Origin of the sequence: Lacipirellula limnantheis, from assembly GCF_007746075.1 — a bacterium.
In the GTDB taxonomy this organism is placed as follows: Bacteria; Planctomycetota; Planctomycetia; order Pirellulales; family Lacipirellulaceae; genus Lacipirellula; species Lacipirellula limnantheis.
Window position 1 is genome coordinate 2,675,388 of the sequence record NZ_CP036339.1, and the last position, 17,721, is coordinate 2,693,108.

Here is a 17,721-nt window from a genome sequence, read left to right on the forward strand (position 1 = left end):
ACTGTTCTTCTAAGCGACAATCTTCGTCTAGCGACCGGGCGGCGGCGTTAAGGACCGGAACAAATCGACTGGCCATTGTGTGAGGCGCTCAATGTCAGGGGGGACGGTCTGCTGAAATTGGACATACGCGGCGACGGATCCTTTCACTGTGTACTGAATCTCGTCGGCGGACTCCTTATTCACGATGACGCCAAAGACTTTATAACCCATCAGCGTGCAATCTTCTAAATCGACGCGGAGCAACTTCCCGTCTTGGACGCTCTGAATGATGCCATCGGTCGGCGTGCCTTGGGGTTGAGAGAAGTTGAGCGCGGCAAGCCGGCAATTCTTCAGCTTCGCGTAGGTGGAAGTCTGGAACCCGAAGTTGCTGCTCTTCAGCGCGCATTGCGGGCCGACCAAGGTGCAATCTTCGAAGATTACGTCGGGGTGCACTGGCATCGTTTTGTTCTCGACCCGCACATAGGCGCCCGACGTATCGCCCCAAAAGTCGAGCGCCCACAGGTGGCAGCGACGAAACGCGATTGGCTCCTCGCATCGCGACAAACAACTCGCGACGCCTCCGCCAAATGCACGGCCGATGCCGACCGAATCTTCAACGACGACGGTGAACGGTTGGGTCTCATCGACAAGGTCGAAAAACAGCCCCGCGTCGGCGCCGGTTGCGTAGAGTCGGCTCAGCTTCCAGCGATCCCACGTCGCCGAGGAGGCGCTCTCGGCCGTGTGCTCGGCAGACCAACCTTTCTTGTAAGCGCGAAAAGTCGAGTGCCAATCGAAGCTTTTGAAGCCGGTCGCGGGGTCGCCAGAGTCGATCACCGTCCACCCCGTCGCTCCCGATCCCAGGCGCCCGTCATGGTCTCCAATCAATTCGTTGTAGCTTGCGGCTGCGCCTTTGTGCGTCGGGTGTAGATTTGCTTCGAGGTAGACATCGGGACGAATGACGATTCGATGTCCGCCGCGATCGTCGGGAATCGCCGACAGTGCGGACTGAATCTTGTGATACGCCCTGGCCCAACTGCTGCCATCACTGTCGTCGCCTTGCTTCGATACGTAGAGCGTCACTCCGCGATGGCTCGGCCCCTCGGCGGCAAGGATCGGAGCCGCCTCCAACGCGACAGCGGGCCTTGTCGTCAGGGAACTGAGAGCAGCTGCTAGTATGCACAGGACGCCAACACGATAATGCTGCATCGCATCTCTCCATGCGTCACGCACGAGCTTCCTCGTGCCGGCAAGAACCGAATTCTGAAAAGTGCGTTCGATCGAGCGAGGTCATTTCGGACGGGCATTGGTTTCAGGCGCGTTCGCACTCTCAGGGGAACCGGCCTTCGACGCAGGGGCTTCAACGAGCAGGGCAAGAAGTGCCTCGGCGTAAAGCCGGTGACCAAAGTCGTTGGGATGGTTCACGCCGTTCCCGGTGAGATCAACGTCACGCTTGCGACTGAGAAGCGTGCTCCAAAGCGAAGTGACGTCCGCCAGGGCGACGCCCGGGCCAGTGAGCGAGGCGAGGGCGTCTCGATAGGGCCCAAACATCTCGGGCGGCGTATGGACCCATCCGGAGTGTCCGAGCATCGTCGAGACGAGAATAACTTCGATTGCGGGGTTGGCTCGGTGGATTTGGTCCAGCATCGTCTTGATCGTCTCGCGAAACGCATCAGGATTTCGAGCGCCAACGTCGTTCATGCCGTAGGCGATGATGACGAGGTCAGGATTCGCGGCGAGCAGCGCGTCGAGGTCGGCGAGTCCATTGTGCGACGTCCAGCCTCCGACGGCCCGATTGTCGAGGGCGATCTTCGAACCATACGTCTCCTCCAGTTGCGCTGCGACGAGCTCGGGGAACGCCGGCATCCCTGGGGCCGCTTGGGTAGCGCCCGACGCATTTCCCCCGGCCGAGATGCTGTCGCCGCTGACCCCAATTGCCAGCGGCTTACCGGCCCGCAACTTTTCCAGGGTTCCCGGCAGTTGATTTCCGGCAAATCTCGGCGTTGGGCCCGGCCATGTCTCAGGTGGATGACAGTAAGTAACTTCGATTTGCTGATCGTGAAACCAATGTCCATTGTCGAAAAGCACGAAGCGACTCGGTTCGCCAGTTTTGTGGCCAATGGCCCGTTCCGATCCGGCCGCTGGATACAACTCGGCCGCCTGCAGATGCGGGATGCGTGAATCGTTGGTCAGCGTCAACTGACGACCGTCAGCAGATAGCTCAACGTCCTCGCCTAGTTCGTAACGCGTCGTCCCGTCGGCACTGTGAATTGCCAACACCTCACTGGCGGGAAAAAAGAGCCGCGCCGTTGCGTGCGGCTTTCCTTTCTCCTGCACGAAGAGGACGCTTTCGCGATGCGACGCCTCACTATCCCAGAACGGCTCCAGCAGTCGCCAAACGTCAATCGGAATGGCCGCAGTGGGCTCGCTCGCGGCTACTTCCTCAATCGCAAACTCGATGCTGTGAACGCAACATGCGGCCAGGAAGCATGGCGCCAACGTCGGCGCCCATCGCGTCGCAACGCGAAAGGCGAAGGTGATAAGCTGCATGTGACGTCCTTCGATGCACAGTTTTCTAGGTGGATAGCGACGACGGCCGCCCACGAAAATGTGCACCGGTGCGTCGCAAGGAGGATCGTTCTAGCGAGGCTTCATGGTATCCAGGCGACGCCGACCGTCCCGCCAGTTCGCTACCTTCCGTAATTCTTTTACCAAATAACGTCGCAACCAACCCGTCAGTCCATGTTGGCTGAGCGGAGGAAGAACGCTCCATGGGGATCGGCGCTGCGCATAAAAAAAGGACCGGCGAGCGGAGCGCCGGTCCTAATGCGATACTGGCGAACGATGCCGTTCAGCCTCCGGCGTCGGCGACCGCCAATGGCATGTTGACGAGGTGCTCCGCGAGGAACCAAGCCTGCAGTTCGTTCGGACGGATCACCTGGCTGACGACCGCATCGTTCGTGCCGTCATCTCCAGCCTCATCGGCCTGCTTGGCGATGGCATGACACAGCTGCAAGATGATTTCGTGGGCCTGCAGCAATCGCGAAATCTGCACCGGCGCCTCTTCACGACCTTTGGGCGGCCGGGGGATCGTCGTGGTCTCGGCCACGTCATGCGCCATCGCCACGCTCAATCCGCCGAGCGTCTGGATTCGCTCCGCAATCGTGTCGACGATCTCGGATTGCTCGCCATAGTGCTTGTCGAACAGGAGATGGAGCTGATAAAAGGTTGGCCCCGAGACCTGCCAGTGATGCTTCTTGTACATGTCGCGAATCGTCATCGTATCCGCCAACAACTGATTGAGGTTGTCGACGCTCTGCTTGCGAACCTTTTCGCTAAGCGCCAGCGGCATCGCCACCACATGCCCGAAGGCTTGAATCTCGTGCGCCTTTTGGTTGACGATCGGCGTGGCCCGGTTGCCGGCAGACGGTCCATTTTTCGTCGCGGTAGTCATTTCGCGTGACTCCTGAAGTGTGCAGTGATTTAGTTCCTCACCCCATTGCAGCATATCAAATGCCAATCGCGTCGGTGAGTGGCCAATCGACTACGGCTTCTTCTGCGGTCCCAAACTGGGCGCGATGAAGACGTCCTGCCGCGGGAAGGCGTCGAAAAATGACGGCGGCTTGCCGAAGTGGTCAGCCAGCAGATAGGCCGGATTGCCGGCAACCCACTGCGACAAGTCGATCGCCGCGTAAGCACCGGTGTTAAACGCAATGAGCATCCGCGCGGTCGAGGCGCCGACGTTCTCGATCGAGTGGCCATATCCCTGCGGAATGTAACCAACGTCGCCAGCGGCCAACGTCTCAGCGCGGAATCGGCCATGCGACCCGAACATTGTCACGCTGACATTCCCCGAGACGACGTATTGCCACTCATCGGAAGTCGGGTGCCAGTGCAGCTCGCGGAGAGCGCCGGGTTCGAGGTCGAGAACGACGCCGGTCATCGTTTGCGAGATGGGGAACTTGTCTGCACCGAGCCGCCATTCGCGCCCGCCGTCGTGGACCGAGTGAGGCTCTTCCGCCAGCAGGCGGTACTTATGGCGCGCTCCGCAGGCATTTTGGCTTCCCTGCAGAGGTTCGACCGGCCCGGCTGGAGGCGGCGCACCGTGAGTGAAGTAGACCTCGCCTGCCGGAATGCCAACGAAGGCGTCGGCGGGCAGACCGAAGTTCTTCGCGAGGAGTTCTTTCGGCACATGCCCCAGCCAATCGGTAATGCTAAAGGTTCCAAACTCGCTGAAATAACCATTGTCGAAGATGAGAATGAAATGGCACGGCTTGTCGCCGAGACATTCGATCGAATGGGCATGCCCGCGAGGAAAGTACCAGACGTCTCCCGGCTCAAAGTCGTCCGTTTCAGCGCCGCCATGGGGATCGACGAGGGTGGTGCGGCAGCGACCCTCCAGGACCATCGCCCACTCCGCGGCCGTAGCGTGCCAATGGAGTTCACGCGTTACCCCCGGCTCCAGTCGCATGGAGACGCCGGCGATCCCTTTGGAGATGGGCAACTGTTCGACGGTGGCCTCTTTGCCGAAGCTGCCGCCATCGACGCGACCGGTGGAGGCTTCCAGTGCAAACTTGAAAGTTGGCAGCTCCCGTCCTGAGAGTAAGGGATCAGGCGTATTGTTCCGGAACAGGTAATCCCCGGTCGCCTTGGACTGAAACGCGTTATCAGGCATCAGTTGTGGTCCAGTATTCGCACCGATTTGCAGGATGTTGACGAATTCGAGCGCGGCGATCAGGCGGCCGCGGCAGGAGAGTTATCGACCCGTTTGCGCGGGGATGGCTCGGCGATCCGAGAACTGCCCCAAAATTGCCCCTTCGGCGAAATCATACATTTGGAATTGTCTCGATCGAGCGGTAGAGAGCGTATGTGGGGCCCGAGATGGCGGACGAAGTCGCAAATCGTCAGCTCTCGTACGCATTCGGTCATGGAGACCGGTGGTTCTCAGCTTACTCTGAAGTGTTAGTACTCTACTGCCTATTCAACAACGCCGAAATTGCAGCATTCGATTATTCCGCATTCGCAGTCCTCACCGTTGTTTGATCGCTGGCCGCAAACGAATCGACGCTTACGAAAGGACCGAGTCTGGTTCTTTGACTTTCAAAGGTGGATTCATTAAGCTGCCATCAGCCTTGATCATTCGAGTTGCAAGGGGAATTAGGCCCAGCGACTCGCCCGCCCCATCAGCTCGCCAGTTCAGGTATTCGAATTAACGTGCGCTCTTGTGCATAGAGCCGATCACCTGCTTCTAGCTCACCAGGCGTATGGACACTGCGTGAGTTCACCTGCCCCAGCTGTCCCCAGTGGAGGGAGTTCGTATGGCGCTTCTCAAGTCACCGCTCCGTCGCCGCAGTTTTATGGCGGTCGGCGTTGCCGGTTTCGGGTTGAATCTGGTCGATTATCTCGCGATTCGTAAGGCTCAGGCGGCCGAGAATCAGTACGAAACCCCGCCGGTCGTGGCAGAAAGCGTCATCCACATCAACCTGCCCGGCGGGCTCGCCGCGCAAGAATCGTTTGATCCCAAGCCATTCGCACCGCTCGAATATCGCGGCGAGATGAAGGCGATTCCGACCAAGATCGCCGGCGAATCCTTCAGCGAACTGTTGCCGCAAATGGCCCAGGTCGCCGATAAGCTGACAATCGTCCGCTCCATGACGCATGGCGAGGCGGCTCACGAGCGCGGTGAACACAACATGTTCACCGGCTACCGGCCAAGTCCCGCGCTGCTCTACCCGAGCATGGGCAGCGTCGTGAGCCATGAATTCGGCCCCCGAAACGATCTCCCCCCCTACATTTGCGTGCCAGGGGCAGCGACTGTCTTTGCGGGGCCAGGCTATTTGAGCTCTTCCTACGCCCCATTCAGCCTGGGCGACGACCCGGCGCGGGCCGGATTTAAGGTGCGGGACCTGAATCTCCCGGGAGGCGTCGATCAGGCGCGGTATGAACGACGCCTTTCTGCTCTGGAAGCGATCAATGAGCACTTCGCGAAGAAGTCGCAGGCCGACAATGTGAAGGCCATGAGCTCGTTCTACGAGCGGGCATTCGATTTGATCGGCTCGCCCAAGGCCCAAGATGCCTTTAACATCGAGGGCGAAAAGCCCGAAATGCGCGATCGTTATGGGCGCAATGAGGCGGGCCAGCGGATGCTGATCGCTCGCCGGCTAGTCGAAGCGGGCGCCCGGTTCGTATCGCTGACGTATTCCGGATGGGACCACCACGTCAACATTGTGGCCAGCGTTCGCGGCCAGATGCCGGCGTTCGACCAGGGCTTCTCGGCCCTCATCAGCGACCTGGACGAGCGCGGCATGCTCGATAAGACGCTGGTGCTGGTCACCACGGAGTTCGGTCGCACGCCCAAAATCAACGGCACGGCAGGCCGCGATCACTGGTCTAAGGTCTTCAGCATCGTGCTGGCCGGCGGCGGCACGAAGCGCGGCGCCGTGGTCGGTTCCTCGGGTCCCACCGCGATGGAGCCGGAAGACTGCCCCATTTCGCCAGAAGACTTGGCGACGACGGTTTATCATCAACTCGGCATCGCGGCCGCCAAAGAGCTCATGGCGCCCGGTGATCGTCCGATCGAAATCGTCGACGGCGGCAAGGTCCGCAAAGAATTGTTGGCATAAGCGGCGAACCTGCGCGGTCGCCGTCGTCAACGTCGCGCCGTGCGGTTCGCCTTCATTTCCATGAGGGCGGCATGTCAAAGATTCTCAATTTGTTCGTGGCGCTTGGCTGCTTGGCCGCAGCGCCGGGAATCGAGGCGGCCTCGCCGCGGCTTGATCACTTGCAACCGCAAGGGGGGCAGCGCGGAACCGAGGTGGCCGTCACCTTGATTGGCGGTCGCGTTGGCCAGGACCCGCAACAGATTCTTTTTTATGATCCGGGCATCGAGTTGAAGTCGATCGAGCGCATCGACGACAACCAGGCGAAGGCGACGCTCGCGATTGCGGCCGATTGCCAGCCCGGCATTCACGGCCTGCGCGTCCGGACGGCCACCGGCCTAACGAATCTGCGGACGTTCCATGTCGGCACGCTGCCCGAGATTAGCGAAGTCGAGCCCAACGGCGACTTTGCGGCGCCGCAATCCATCGCGATCGGATCGACGGTCAACGGCGTCATCACGAATGAAGACGTCGATTACTTCGTCATCGAGGCGCAGGAAGGGGATCGCCTCTCGGTCGAGGTTGAGGGGCTGCGACTCGGCCGCACCTTCTTTGATCCGGCGATTGCCATTTTGGACGAAGAGCGGTTCGAGGTGGCCGCGAGCGACGACTCGCCGCTCATGCAGCAGGACGCCTTTTGCAGCGTCGTCGCTCCGAAATCGGGGAAGTATATCGTCGAAATGCGCGAGACTTCCTATCGCGGCGACGACGCCTCGACCTATCGGCTGCATATCGGAAAATTCCCCCGTCCTGCGGTCGCATTTCCCGGCGGCGGCAAGCCGGGCCAAGAAATTGAACTGAAACTTCTCGGCGATCCGCTCGGCGAGAAATTGGCGAAGGTGAAACTCCCCGACGTTCCGCCGCTCGACTTCCGCTTCGCGGCTGAAGATGAGTTCGGCGCAGCTGCCACTGGATTGCCGCTGCGCATGATTGATGCCGCCAATGTCATCGAGGCGGAACCCAATCAGGAACTTGACAACGCCACCCGTGGCGAACTGCCGGCCGCGTTCTGCGGCGTCATCGAGCAAGCTGGGGCCCTCGACCGCTTTCGTTTTGCGGCGAAGAAGGGTGAAGTCTGGGACGTCAATCTTGTGGCCCGCGAGATTCGCTCGCCGCTCGACGCCATTGTGCGACTCCGCAAAGCGAGCGGTGAGGAACTGGCTGGATCGGACGACAATGCCGGCCGTCCCGACAGCTATATCCGCTTCACGGTTCCCGAAGATGGAGAATATGTCTGCGACGTCGTCGACCACTTGCAGCAGGGTGGACCGACCTACGCCTATCGACTCGAGATTACCAAGCCTCGCCCGGCAGTAGATATTGTTCTCGAAGAACGGAGCCAGTTCGAAGCGACTGAAGTTGTGGTTCCCCAGGGTGGCCGCGCGGCGGTAATGGTCACGGCGAATCGAGCCGAATTCGGCGGTGAATTGAATGTCGGCTTCGGAGCCTTGCCGGCGGGATTGTCGCAGGAAACGGTTGTGCTCGCGGGTGACTACAATCGGTTGCCGGTGCTGTTGCGGGCCACGCCCGAAGCTCCGTTGGCGGGGCAACTGACGACGATCACGGCAGAGCTTACCGACAAGTCGCAGCCGCTGCTGAATCGTTTTCGACAGCAGACCTGGCTCGTCCGCGGGTCCAACAATGTCAACGTTTGGAGCCACTACGCCAATCAAGGGGCCGTGGCCGTCGCTCAACCCCTGCCATTTTCGATCAAGATCGTCGAGCCCAAGGCGCCGCTGGTCCAGAGCGGCTCGAAGGATCTACGGGTCGTCGCCGAGAAGAAGGACGGCTTTGACGGTCGCATTGCCGTTCGCATGCTCTACGATCCGCCGGGTCTCTCCTCTCACCAGGGGATCGGCATTGAGCCAGGCCAGACCGAAGCGGTCATCCCGTTAACCACCAATCCGCAAGCGTGGGCCCGCGACTGGAGGATCATTGTCATCGCCGAAGCCGACGTGAACGGCACGGTGCGCACCGCGTCGGAGTTCGCAACGCTTAAGATCGCGCCGCAGTACCTGGCGATGGCCTATCCGACGGCGGCGACGGAACAAGGGAAGGCCATCGATTATGCGATCGGCATTACTCAGACGACGCCGTTCAACGGCGCTGCGAAGGTAGAACTTGTCGGATTGCCGCCAGGGGTGACGACGACCCCGCAGGAGATCACCAAGGATTCGACCGAGGTGAAATTCCCCTTGCAAGTCGCCGCCGACGCGCGCGTAGGGCATCACAAGCAGCTCTACTGCGTGATCACTATCATGGAGAACGACGAGCCGGTGATCCACACCATCGGCACTGGCGAACTGCGGATCGATGCGCCGCTACCGCCGCCGCAAACCGCTCAAGAAGGACTTCCCGCCACGGGAGAATCGTCATGAAGATTCACTGCTGTATTCTGACTGTCGGCCTGTTGGCGGCCGCGCCGTCGCTGGTTCTTGCCAAGACCTCGTCAGCCCCGGGCGATGCGCCGACCGGCCAGTCAGAGATCGTTGCCGACGTAGCGAGTCTAGCCGTCTACCCGTCAGAGATCATCCTCGACGACGGCGACGATTACCAAGGCGTCGTCGCCGTTGCCACGCGTGCCAACGGCGTGACGATCGACGTCACCGATCAGGTCGAGTGGCTGGTCGAAGGGGCGGCCCGCTTGGAGGGAAATCGCCTGTTGCCGGTGGCCGATGGAGCCACGGTGCTTCGCGCCAGCTACGGAACACACCAAGCCGAGGCGCCCGTCAAAGTTGTCGGCGTTGCGAATCATCCGCCCGTTAGCTTCCGCCATGACGTGATGCCGATCTTTCTGCGCGGCGGTTGCAATGCCGGCGGATGCCACGGCTCCTCGCGCGGGAAAGATGGATTCCGCCTCAGCCTCTTCGGCTTCGATCCCGCCGGAGACTATTTCCGCCTGACCCGCGAACAGGCAGTGCGCCGCCTCAACTTGAGCATTCCTGAGGAAAGCCTGCTCTACACCAAGGTCACCGGAAAGGTTCCCCACACCGGGGGGAAAACGTTCGAGCCCGACAGCGTCCACGCCAAAACGCTGCTTGACTGGGTCGCCGCCGGCGCCCAGAGCGACGTTGCGTCAGCGCCGACGGTGACGAAGGTCGAATTGTTTCCGCTACGCGTCGTTATGGAAGGCGAGGGCGTGAAGCAACGCTTCATCGCGGTTGCTCATTACTCCGATGGCCGCACGCGCGACATCGGGGACTTGGCGCTCTTCATGTCGAACAACGAATCATCGGCCGCCATCGACGCCGACGGCCTCGCCACCGCTGGAGCGCGAGGGGAAGCGTTCGTGATGGCCCGCTTTGATACCCATACGGTCGGCAGCCAGACGTTGGTGTTGCCCAAAGGCGCCGAATTCACGCCGACGGAGGAGACGCCGGTCAATTACATCGACGAGCTTGTCGGCGCCAAATTGCGGACAATACGGATTAACCCGAGCGGAGTGTGCAGCGACGAAGAGTTCCTGCGGCGCGTTTCGATCGACGTCGTCGGCCGGCTGCCGACGCGCGACGAATACGACGTCTTCATGAATGACTCGAACCCGCAAAAGCGCGCGCAGAAAATCGACGAGCTCTTGGAGCGCAAGGAGTTCGCGGAGATCTGGGCGCTCAAGTGGTCCGAACTGCTGATGGTCAAATCGGTGCCGAACCGCGTCGAGTACAAACCGATGTTCCTCTACTCGCAGTGGATCACTCGGCAGATCGCCGGCGGCGTGCCACTGGACGAAATGGTTCGTAAACTTCTCGGCGCCAGCGGCGGGTCATTCTCCAGTCCTGCCGTCAATTTCTATCAGATTGAAGAAACAACGCAGAAGACCGCCGAAAATGTTGCGCAAGTTTTCCTGGGGACGCGGCTGCAGTGCGCCCAGTGCCACAACCATCCGTTCGATCGCTGGACGATGGACGATTATTATTCGTTCACGGCGTTCTTCTCCCAAATTGGCCGGAAGACGGCGGAGGACTATCGCGAAACGATCATCTTCGATCAGCGCAGCGGCGAAGCCACCCATTTGGTCGATGGCCGCCCCATGAAACCGAAGTTCCTCGGAGACGCCGAACCCGACGTGTCGACGCGCGACCGCCGCGCCGTGCTGGCCGATTGGATCACGTCGCCCGAGAACCCGTATTTTGCCGTGAACGTGGCCAATCGAGTTTGGGCTCACTTCATGGGCGTGGGAATTATTGAACCCGTCGACGACGTCCGAGTGAGCAATCCGGCGAGCAATCCGGATCTTCACGCCAAGCTCGGCGCTAAACTGATCGAGTACAAGTACGACCTGCGTCAGCTGGTCCGCGACATCTGCAACAGCCACGCCTATCAACGTTCGTCCGAACCAAACGACACGAACGCCGCGGACAGCCGCAACTTCGCGAAGGCCCAGGTGCGGCGCATCCCCGCGGAAGTGCTGCTCGATTGTCTCTGTGCCGTGACCGGCGCTCAGGAAAAGTATCCGGGGTTGCCGATGGGTGCCCGCGCGGTGCAGATCGCCGACGGCGGGTTGAGCACCTACTTCCTCACGACGTTTGGCCGCGCCCCCCGCACCACGGTCTGCGCGTGCGAGCCAAAAACCGAACCGACGTTGTCGCAGGCCCTCCATTTGTTGAATGGCTCGGCGGTGCATGACAAAATCAATGAAGGAAAGATAGTCGAGACCATGCTTGAGGCCGGGAAGAAGCCCAGCGAAGTCGTCGACGAGATTTATGTCCGCAGCTTAGGCCGAAAGCCCACTCCCGAGGAGTCGCAGCGAATCGCCGAGCTTTACGGCACGGCCGAAAAACCGGTCGCCGAATTGCAAGACGTCTTTTGGGCTGTCCTCAATTCACGCGAGTTCCTGTTCAACAAATAGTCAGCCGAACAGAAGAACGCGGCGCGACGCCCGCGCCGAAATTTCGTTGATTTGAACAAGTGTTTGCCCCTATGAGTTCGCATCGATTTCAACCGACGCCGGGCGCACTGCCGCTGTCGTCTGCACTCCTGGCGTGCTGCGTCGTTTTCGCCATCGCGACCTCGGCGCAAGGCGAGGATGCGGCTGAGAAGGTCACCTACGCCGATCATGTACAGCCGATCTTCCGGCAGCATTGCTTTGCTTGCCACGGTCCTGACACCAAGAAAAACGACCTCTCGCTCGAATCCTACGTCAGCACGATGACTGGCGGCGCCAGCGGCGAGGTTCTCTACGCCGAAGATCTCACCAGTTCGCAGCTCTGGCTGATGGTCAGCCACGAGATCTCGCCGGCCATGCCGCCGGGCGGCGCCAAGCTTTCTGACGCAGAATTGCAGACGATCCAGAAGTGGATCGAAGGCGGCCTGCTCGAGAAAGGAGACTCGCAGAAGCGGGCGCCCAAGAAGAACGCCGTCGCGGCATTCACGCCGACCGCCGACAATCGACCCGAAGGAGAGCCGGCGATGCCGCAAGGGCTCTCGCGTGAGCCGGTGATCCATGCCGAGCATCGTGGCGCTGCGACGTCGTTGGCTGCAAGTCCCTGGGCGCCCGTCGCTGCCGTCGGAGCGCCGTTCCAAATCTCGCTCTACAACACCGATTCGGGCGAGCATCTGGGGGTGCTCCCGTTCATCGAGGGTACGCCCTATGTTCTGCAATTCAGCCGCGACGGCAGTATGCTGCTTGCCGCTGGCGGAAAGTCGGCGGCCGTGGGCATGGCCGCTCTGTACGATGTGAAAACCGGTCGTCGCCTGACGACGGTTGGCGATGAACTCGACGCCGTGCTGGCTGCTGATCTTCGCGCCGACCATGCGCTAATTGCGATCGGCGGACCGCGCAAGGTAGTGCGCGTCTATCGCGTCGCAGATGGTTCGCTGGCGTACGAAATCACCAAGCATACGGACTGGGTGACGGCGCTTGAATTCAGCCCGGATGGCAAATTCCTCGCCTCCGCTGATCGCAGCGGCGGACTGCTCATCTGGGATGCAGAAACGGGCCGAGAACGCGGAGATTTGCGCGGCCATACGGAGCAGATCACCTCGCTATCGTGGCGCGGCGACAGCGCCGTTCTCGCCTCGGCGAGCGAGGACGATACGGCGCGGCTCTGGCAGCTAGACGGTCAGCAGATCAAGAGTTGGGGAGCCCAGGGCGGCGGCGTCGCCTCGGTTCGCTTTGCACGTACGGGAGAACTGACGACGACGGGACGAGATCAACTCGTGAGGCTTTGGAACGCCGAGGGGGGCCACATTCGCGACCTCGCCACCCTTGAAGATTTAGGCCTCGCGGCTCGCTTTACGCACGATGGCGCGCGGGTCGTGGCAAGCGACTGGCGCGGTAATGTGCGCGTCCTCGATACGGCCACGGGCGCACAAGTCGCCATAATCGATCCGAATCCTCCCACGGTCGCCGCCCGGCTGGCAGCCATCGAGGCGGAAGTGGCCCAGGTTCGAGTGGAAAGTCAGGCAGCGGACCAAGGGCTCGTCGCCGCGCAAGAACAGGTGGCGGCTGCAGAGCTAGCGCTGGCCAACGCTCGCGCCGCCGCGGAAAGCCAGGCGAAAGTTCAGGCAGACAAGGTCGCCCAACTTGCCGCCGCCGAACAACGATTGGCCGCCATCGCCGCCGAAAAGGCTTCCTTGGAACAGTCGGCCGTTGTCACGATCGAGCAATTGGGCGCGGCGAAGCAGGAACTTGTCGCCGTCGAGTCGGGGGCCGTTGCCGCGCGGGCGAAGCTCGAGGAAGCCCAGTCGGTCGTGGTGAAGCAGCAAGGAGTCGTCGCGGAGACCGCCGCCCAGCTTGAAACAATCCAGAAATCGTTGGCGGAAGCACAGGCGGTGCTCAAGAGCTTGACCGATGCATTGGCCGCTCAAGATCAAGGAGCCGCCGAAGCACAGGGGCGCGTCGCCGAGATCCAGGGCAAGATCGAGGAACTGGAACGGCAGACCGCTGAGCTTGAGGCGATTCAAAAGCTTCGGGAAGAGCATCGGCAGACCAAATAAACCTCCGCTGACGGATGCCGATTGCCCCAAAGCCTCCAGCTGACTGTTGAATTCCTTGCTTTTCCTCTAGATGATGGAGAAGCGGCGGATTTCCTTCTTGAGTGGGCGGCGCAGGATCGCGCCGTTGGATGCTGATGACCAAGCGTGCCAAAGTTGCGCTGCTGATCGATACTGCCACCACTTGGGGCTCCGGCCTCATCGAGGGGATCGCCGAATACGCCCATGCCCATCAGCACTGGCAGTGTTTTCTCGGACCACGCGGAAAGTACGATCGCTCGATCCTACCCGATAACTGGGACGGCGACGGCGTGATTGCCCGCGTCACGAACCAGGAACTAGCGGATCAGCTCATCGCCAAGCGGATCCCTGCGGTGAACGTCTCGTGGTATCGCTACGGCGAGGGGCAGATTCCACGCTGCACTTGCGATGAGGTAACCATCGCCGAGTTGGCGGCCAACTACTTCATCGATCGCGGCTTCCGCCAGTTCGCCTACTGCCCGTCAACCCTCAGGCCTAATTACGTCGATCGTTTCGGCCAGGCGTTCGTCGAGTCATTGCGCCGGCGCACATTTCCCTGCCACGCCTTCGTGCCAGAACCGGGCGTCGACAATTTCTTTCCCACGGCCGCCGAACTTGCCCGCATGGTCGAGTGGCTGCAACTGCTGCCAAAGCCCGTGGGGCTGCTCGCGTTCGATAGCGTTCAGGCGAGGCAGGTGACCGAATCGTGCCACTTGGCGAACATCGACGTGCCGCACGAAGTGGCCGTGCTCGGCGGCGAGCACGATTTGCTTAGTTGTACGATCTCGAACCCCCAGCTTTCGAGCATCGATCACTCGCCGCGACAAGTCGGCTGGGCGGCCGCTGAATTGCTGTCACGATTGATGGCTGGCGAGGAGCCGCCGCGCGAGCCGATCTTCATCCCGGCCACCCGGGTCATCACGCGCCAATCGACCGACACGGTGGCTGTTAACGACGACTTGCTGGCGCTCGCGATCGACTTCATCAAACAGAATAGCCACCGCCACATCCAAGTGACCGATATCCTCCGCGAGGTGCCGATCAGTCGCCGGGCCCTGGAGAAAGGCTTTCGCAAGTGCCTGGGCCGTTCCCCGGCGCAAGAAATTCGCCGCGTGCGAGTGGACCACGCGGTGCAACTGTTGTGCGATACGACGTGGGCGATGCCGCGCATCGCGGCCGCCTGCGGATTTGAGCGTTCTGAACTGTTGACGCGCGCGTTCCGTCGCGAACTGAAGACGACGCCGTCGGAATTTCGCAAGCAGCATCGCAAAGACCGCCAAGAGCAGACAGCGATCTAGGCCACTTGATTCGGCGGGGGCGCGGCCGCCGGATCGGCGGCGGCGCCTCCGCCGTAAAATGGCCCGCCGCCTCAACCCACAGAAGTGGCGCGGTCCGGCAGCGTCGAAAGCTGCTCGTGCGTGGTCGCAAAGCGTCGCGTCGCTTGCGCGTAAAACTGTCATCGCCCCCGCGAATTGTCGCTAGGCTAGGGGAGTTGAAGCTTTTGCAACGCCCTGTGCCCTGGTGAGAATGTCCATGCCTTCCGCCGTCGATCGCTCCCTCTCCGTCTTCCCCGCCGGCTGCAACGGCGAGTTCAACCTGCCGCCGCGATTGGCCAAAGTGATCGCCCGGGGCAAAGGGGCCGAGCTGTGGACCACCGATGGCGAGCGGATGCTCGATTTCTCGATGGGCTGGGGATCCGCGCTCCCTGGGCACGCTCATCCGGCCATCGTCGAGGCGGTCAGTCGTCAAGTCGCGCTCGGGTCGAACTTCGCCTACGTGACCGAACCGTCGCTGAAGTTGGCGGAGGAGATCATTTCGGTGAGCCCCGCGTGTGACCAGGTGCGGTTCAGCGCGTCGGGGACGGAAGCGACGATGTATTGTCTGCGGTTGGCGCGGGCGTTCACCGGCCGCCCGAAAATTCTGAAATTCGAGGGGGCCTATCACGGGGCGCACGACGTCGGCGTCGTCAGCCTGTTTCCGCACGATCCGCCCGCTTTTCCGGCCGGGGCGAGCTCTTCAGCCGGCATTGAGCCGGGCGCCGCGGTCAACACGCTGGTCGCCCCGTTCAACGATTTGGAAGTAGTGCGGGGCATCCTGCAACGTCATGGCCACGAAATTGCCGGCGTTATCGTCGAGCCGTTCCAACGCTGTCTGTCGCCGCTCCCTGGCTTCCTGGCAGGGCTGAAGACCGCGGTCCATGAAGCCGGGGCCCTGCTGATCTTCGATGAAGTCGTCACGGGCTTTCGCTTGGCTTACGGAGGCGCTCAAGAGTATTACGGCGTGATTCCCGATCTCGTGGCTTACGGCAAGGCGCTCGGCGGCGGCATGCCGATTGGCGCGTACGGCGGGCGACGCGACGTCATGGAGCAGGTATGCGAGGATCGACTCGGCAAGGACGGTGGTTACGTGTGGACCGCGTCGACGCTCGGGGGAAATCCGGTCTCGACCGCTGCCGCCAGCGCCGCGTTGGCCGTCTATCGAGAGACGGGCGTCTATGCTCGACTCCATCGCCTGGGCGCTTATTTGCGCCGACAGCTCAGTGCGATCCTGGCTGAGCGTGGAGTAACGGCCCAAATCCTCGGCGACGGACCGATTGCTCAAGTCGCTTTCACCGATTTATCGCCGCGGGACTATCGCTCGGCCCGCCATACGGATGGCCGACTTGCGCGTCAGTTGATGCTGGAACTGTTCTCCCGCGGGATCTTCCTAAACCCGATGGGAACGAAGCTCTACCTCTCCCTGGCCCACACCGAAGCGATCTGCGACGAGTTCTGCGAGACCTTCGCGGCCGCGTTCGACGCCGTGAGCACCTCTGGCGTCGCGACGCAGGCGGTCGCCTCGTAGGGGTCGCCGCTCAGGGCCTGCCTGCGAACGACGTTGCGGCGAAACGGCGCGTTTGGCGCGTCGCCGCCCAGCGCAAAAAAGAAACGCTCCTGAAACTTTCAGGAGCGTTTCTTACGTTGAAAATAAGATCCGCCGGCCGATTAGCGGCGAACGGCGCCAGTATCAAGCACTTGGCTCGCGCGGGTGCCGTAGTTGCTCCAAGTCAAGGCGTCGATGTCTTCGTTAAGCGATTCAACGTGGCCATCGGCGAACGCCATGTGGGTCGACCCGGGGTGCTCGCTGCCGAAGCCAAGTTGCAAGCTCTGGCACTGCGTCGAATCGGGACTTGCGCACCACTGTTGGTGGACCGCGGGCGATTCTTGCAGGTTGATCGCCACGGCCGTCGAGCCGAGAAACTCCGAAAGGTCAGACGCGGGATCGGTATCAACGTCGTCGCTGCCGCCCCACCAATGATCTTTGCGGCTCCCTTCCTTCTTCTCGGCGACCGACCCTGTGTCTTCCTGCGTCTTCCAGTCATGCAGCGCTTCGCCGACCATGGCGGTGTTCGACGTGCCATCCTCGATGCGCTTGAGCGGGACGCCCTTGTCGCTTTTGTCACCGTTGCGAATGCCGTACAGGACGCCGTCGGCCCCTTCGTAGTAGGGGTTAGCCGGAGGGTTCGCTTCGCCACATAGAAAATAAGTCGCTCCCGAGTCGTACTGCCGAGCTTGCAGTCCAGTGGCCACGCCAATGTACGAGACGGGTGCTCGCTTCATGACATAGTAGTTGTCCGCGGAAACGTCGAGTTGCTGTTCAGGCATCCCCGCGGAGGGGCAGCGATAGGTCTCGATTGGCGTTTCGATCACTCGGACGTTGCGAAGATTGTTCCCCAACTGCGCGGCATCCTGGTAAGGTCCCCCTGGATTCCCCCATTGGAAGTTGCCGGCGTCGCTTTCGCCAATTGTTGCCAAGTTCTTGGCATTGGTTTCTTCGATGAAGGGCAGCAAGTAGATGGACCAGGCGCTGCCCTCCAGCATCAACGCTCCAGGCGGCAGATGCTTCGTCCCCGACTCGTAGTTGAGCAACGCGAGACCGACCTGACGCAAGTTGTTCGCACACTGGCTCCGCCGAGCAGCTTCGCGAGCCGCTTGGACCGCCGGCAGCAACAGCGCCACCAAGACGCCGATGATCGCGATGACGACCAGCAGCTCCACTAAGGTGAACGCTGGCCGCGAACGACGGCGAAGATGCGACCTGAAAGAACAAACCATGCCAGACGCTCCGTGTCGAAACGAGTGAGTTGAAACTG

At 61.4% G+C, this 17,721-nt stretch carries 11 protein-coding genes; 6 read left to right on the top strand and 5 right to left on the bottom strand.

All coding sequences use genetic code 11. From position 1 onward, the window contains the following. Positions 1–27: 27 nt before the first annotated feature. From I41_RS10590 to I41_RS10605, 4 genes are all read right to left on the bottom strand, one after another. Complete coding sequence (locus I41_RS10590) at positions 28–1,185, bottom strand: hypothetical protein (RefSeq protein ID WP_145432516.1); 1,158 nt, start codon at positions 1,183–1,185, stop codon at positions 28–30. Between the two features lie 81 nt (positions 1,186–1,266). Continuing rightward, positions 1,267–2,526, bottom strand: coding sequence for an SGNH/GDSL hydrolase family protein (locus I41_RS10595; protein ID WP_145432517.1), 1,260 nt, complete (start codon positions 2,524–2,526; stop codon positions 1,267–1,269). A 301-nt stretch (positions 2,527–2,827) separates the two neighbouring features. Then, a complete protein-coding gene (locus I41_RS10600; protein WP_145432518.1) occupies positions 2,828–3,430 on the bottom strand; it encodes a Dps family protein in 603 nt (200 codons plus the stop codon). 90 nt (positions 3,431–3,520) lie between these two features. Then, a complete protein-coding gene (locus I41_RS10605; RefSeq protein ID WP_145432519.1) occupies positions 3,521–4,651 on the bottom strand; it encodes a cupin domain-containing protein in 1,131 nt (376 codons plus the stop codon). 643 nt (positions 4,652–5,294) lie between these two features. Between I41_RS10605 and I41_RS10610 the strand changes: the two genes are divergently transcribed. From I41_RS10610 to I41_RS10635, 6 genes are all read left to right on the top strand, one after another. Then, positions 5,295–6,599: a DUF1501 domain-containing protein gene (locus I41_RS10610; RefSeq protein WP_145432520.1), complete on the top strand. Its 1,305-nt coding sequence runs from the start codon at positions 5,295–5,297 to the stop codon at positions 6,597–6,599. Positions 6,600–6,670: 71 nt separating this feature from the next. Further along, on the top strand, positions 6,671–9,013 hold the full coding sequence (locus tag I41_RS10615; protein WP_145432521.1) for a PPC domain-containing protein: 2,343 nt from the start codon (positions 6,671–6,673) through the stop codon (positions 9,011–9,013). Next, complete coding sequence (locus I41_RS10620; protein WP_145432522.1) at positions 9,010–11,481, top strand: DUF1549 and DUF1553 domain-containing protein; 2,472 nt, start codon at positions 9,010–9,012, stop codon at positions 11,479–11,481. Before I41_RS10615 ends, I41_RS10620 begins: the two co-directional genes overlap by 4 nt. Positions 11,482–11,552: 71 nt before the next feature. After that, on the top strand, positions 11,553–13,571 hold the full coding sequence (locus I41_RS10625) for a c-type cytochrome domain-containing protein (RefSeq protein WP_145432523.1): 2,019 nt from the start codon (positions 11,553–11,555) through the stop codon (positions 13,569–13,571). A 128-nt stretch (positions 13,572–13,699) separates the two neighbouring features. Beyond that, complete coding sequence (locus tag I41_RS10630) at positions 13,700–14,887, top strand: AraC family transcriptional regulator (RefSeq protein WP_145432524.1); 1,188 nt, start codon at positions 13,700–13,702, stop codon at positions 14,885–14,887. A gap of 235 nt (positions 14,888–15,122) precedes the next feature. Beyond that, positions 15,123–16,433 carry an aspartate aminotransferase family protein gene (locus I41_RS10635; protein ID WP_168206799.1) on the top strand — a complete coding sequence of 437 codons (1,311 nt, stop codon included), beginning with the start codon at positions 15,123–15,125 and terminating at the stop codon, positions 16,431–16,433. Between the two features lie 140 nt (positions 16,434–16,573). On the opposite strand, the gene I41_RS10640 is transcribed toward I41_RS10635, so the two are convergent. Continuing rightward, a complete protein-coding gene (locus I41_RS10640; protein WP_168206800.1) occupies positions 16,574–17,683 on the bottom strand; it encodes a DUF1559 family PulG-like putative transporter in 1,110 nt (369 codons plus the stop codon). Between the last annotated feature and the right edge of the window lie 38 nt (positions 17,684–17,721).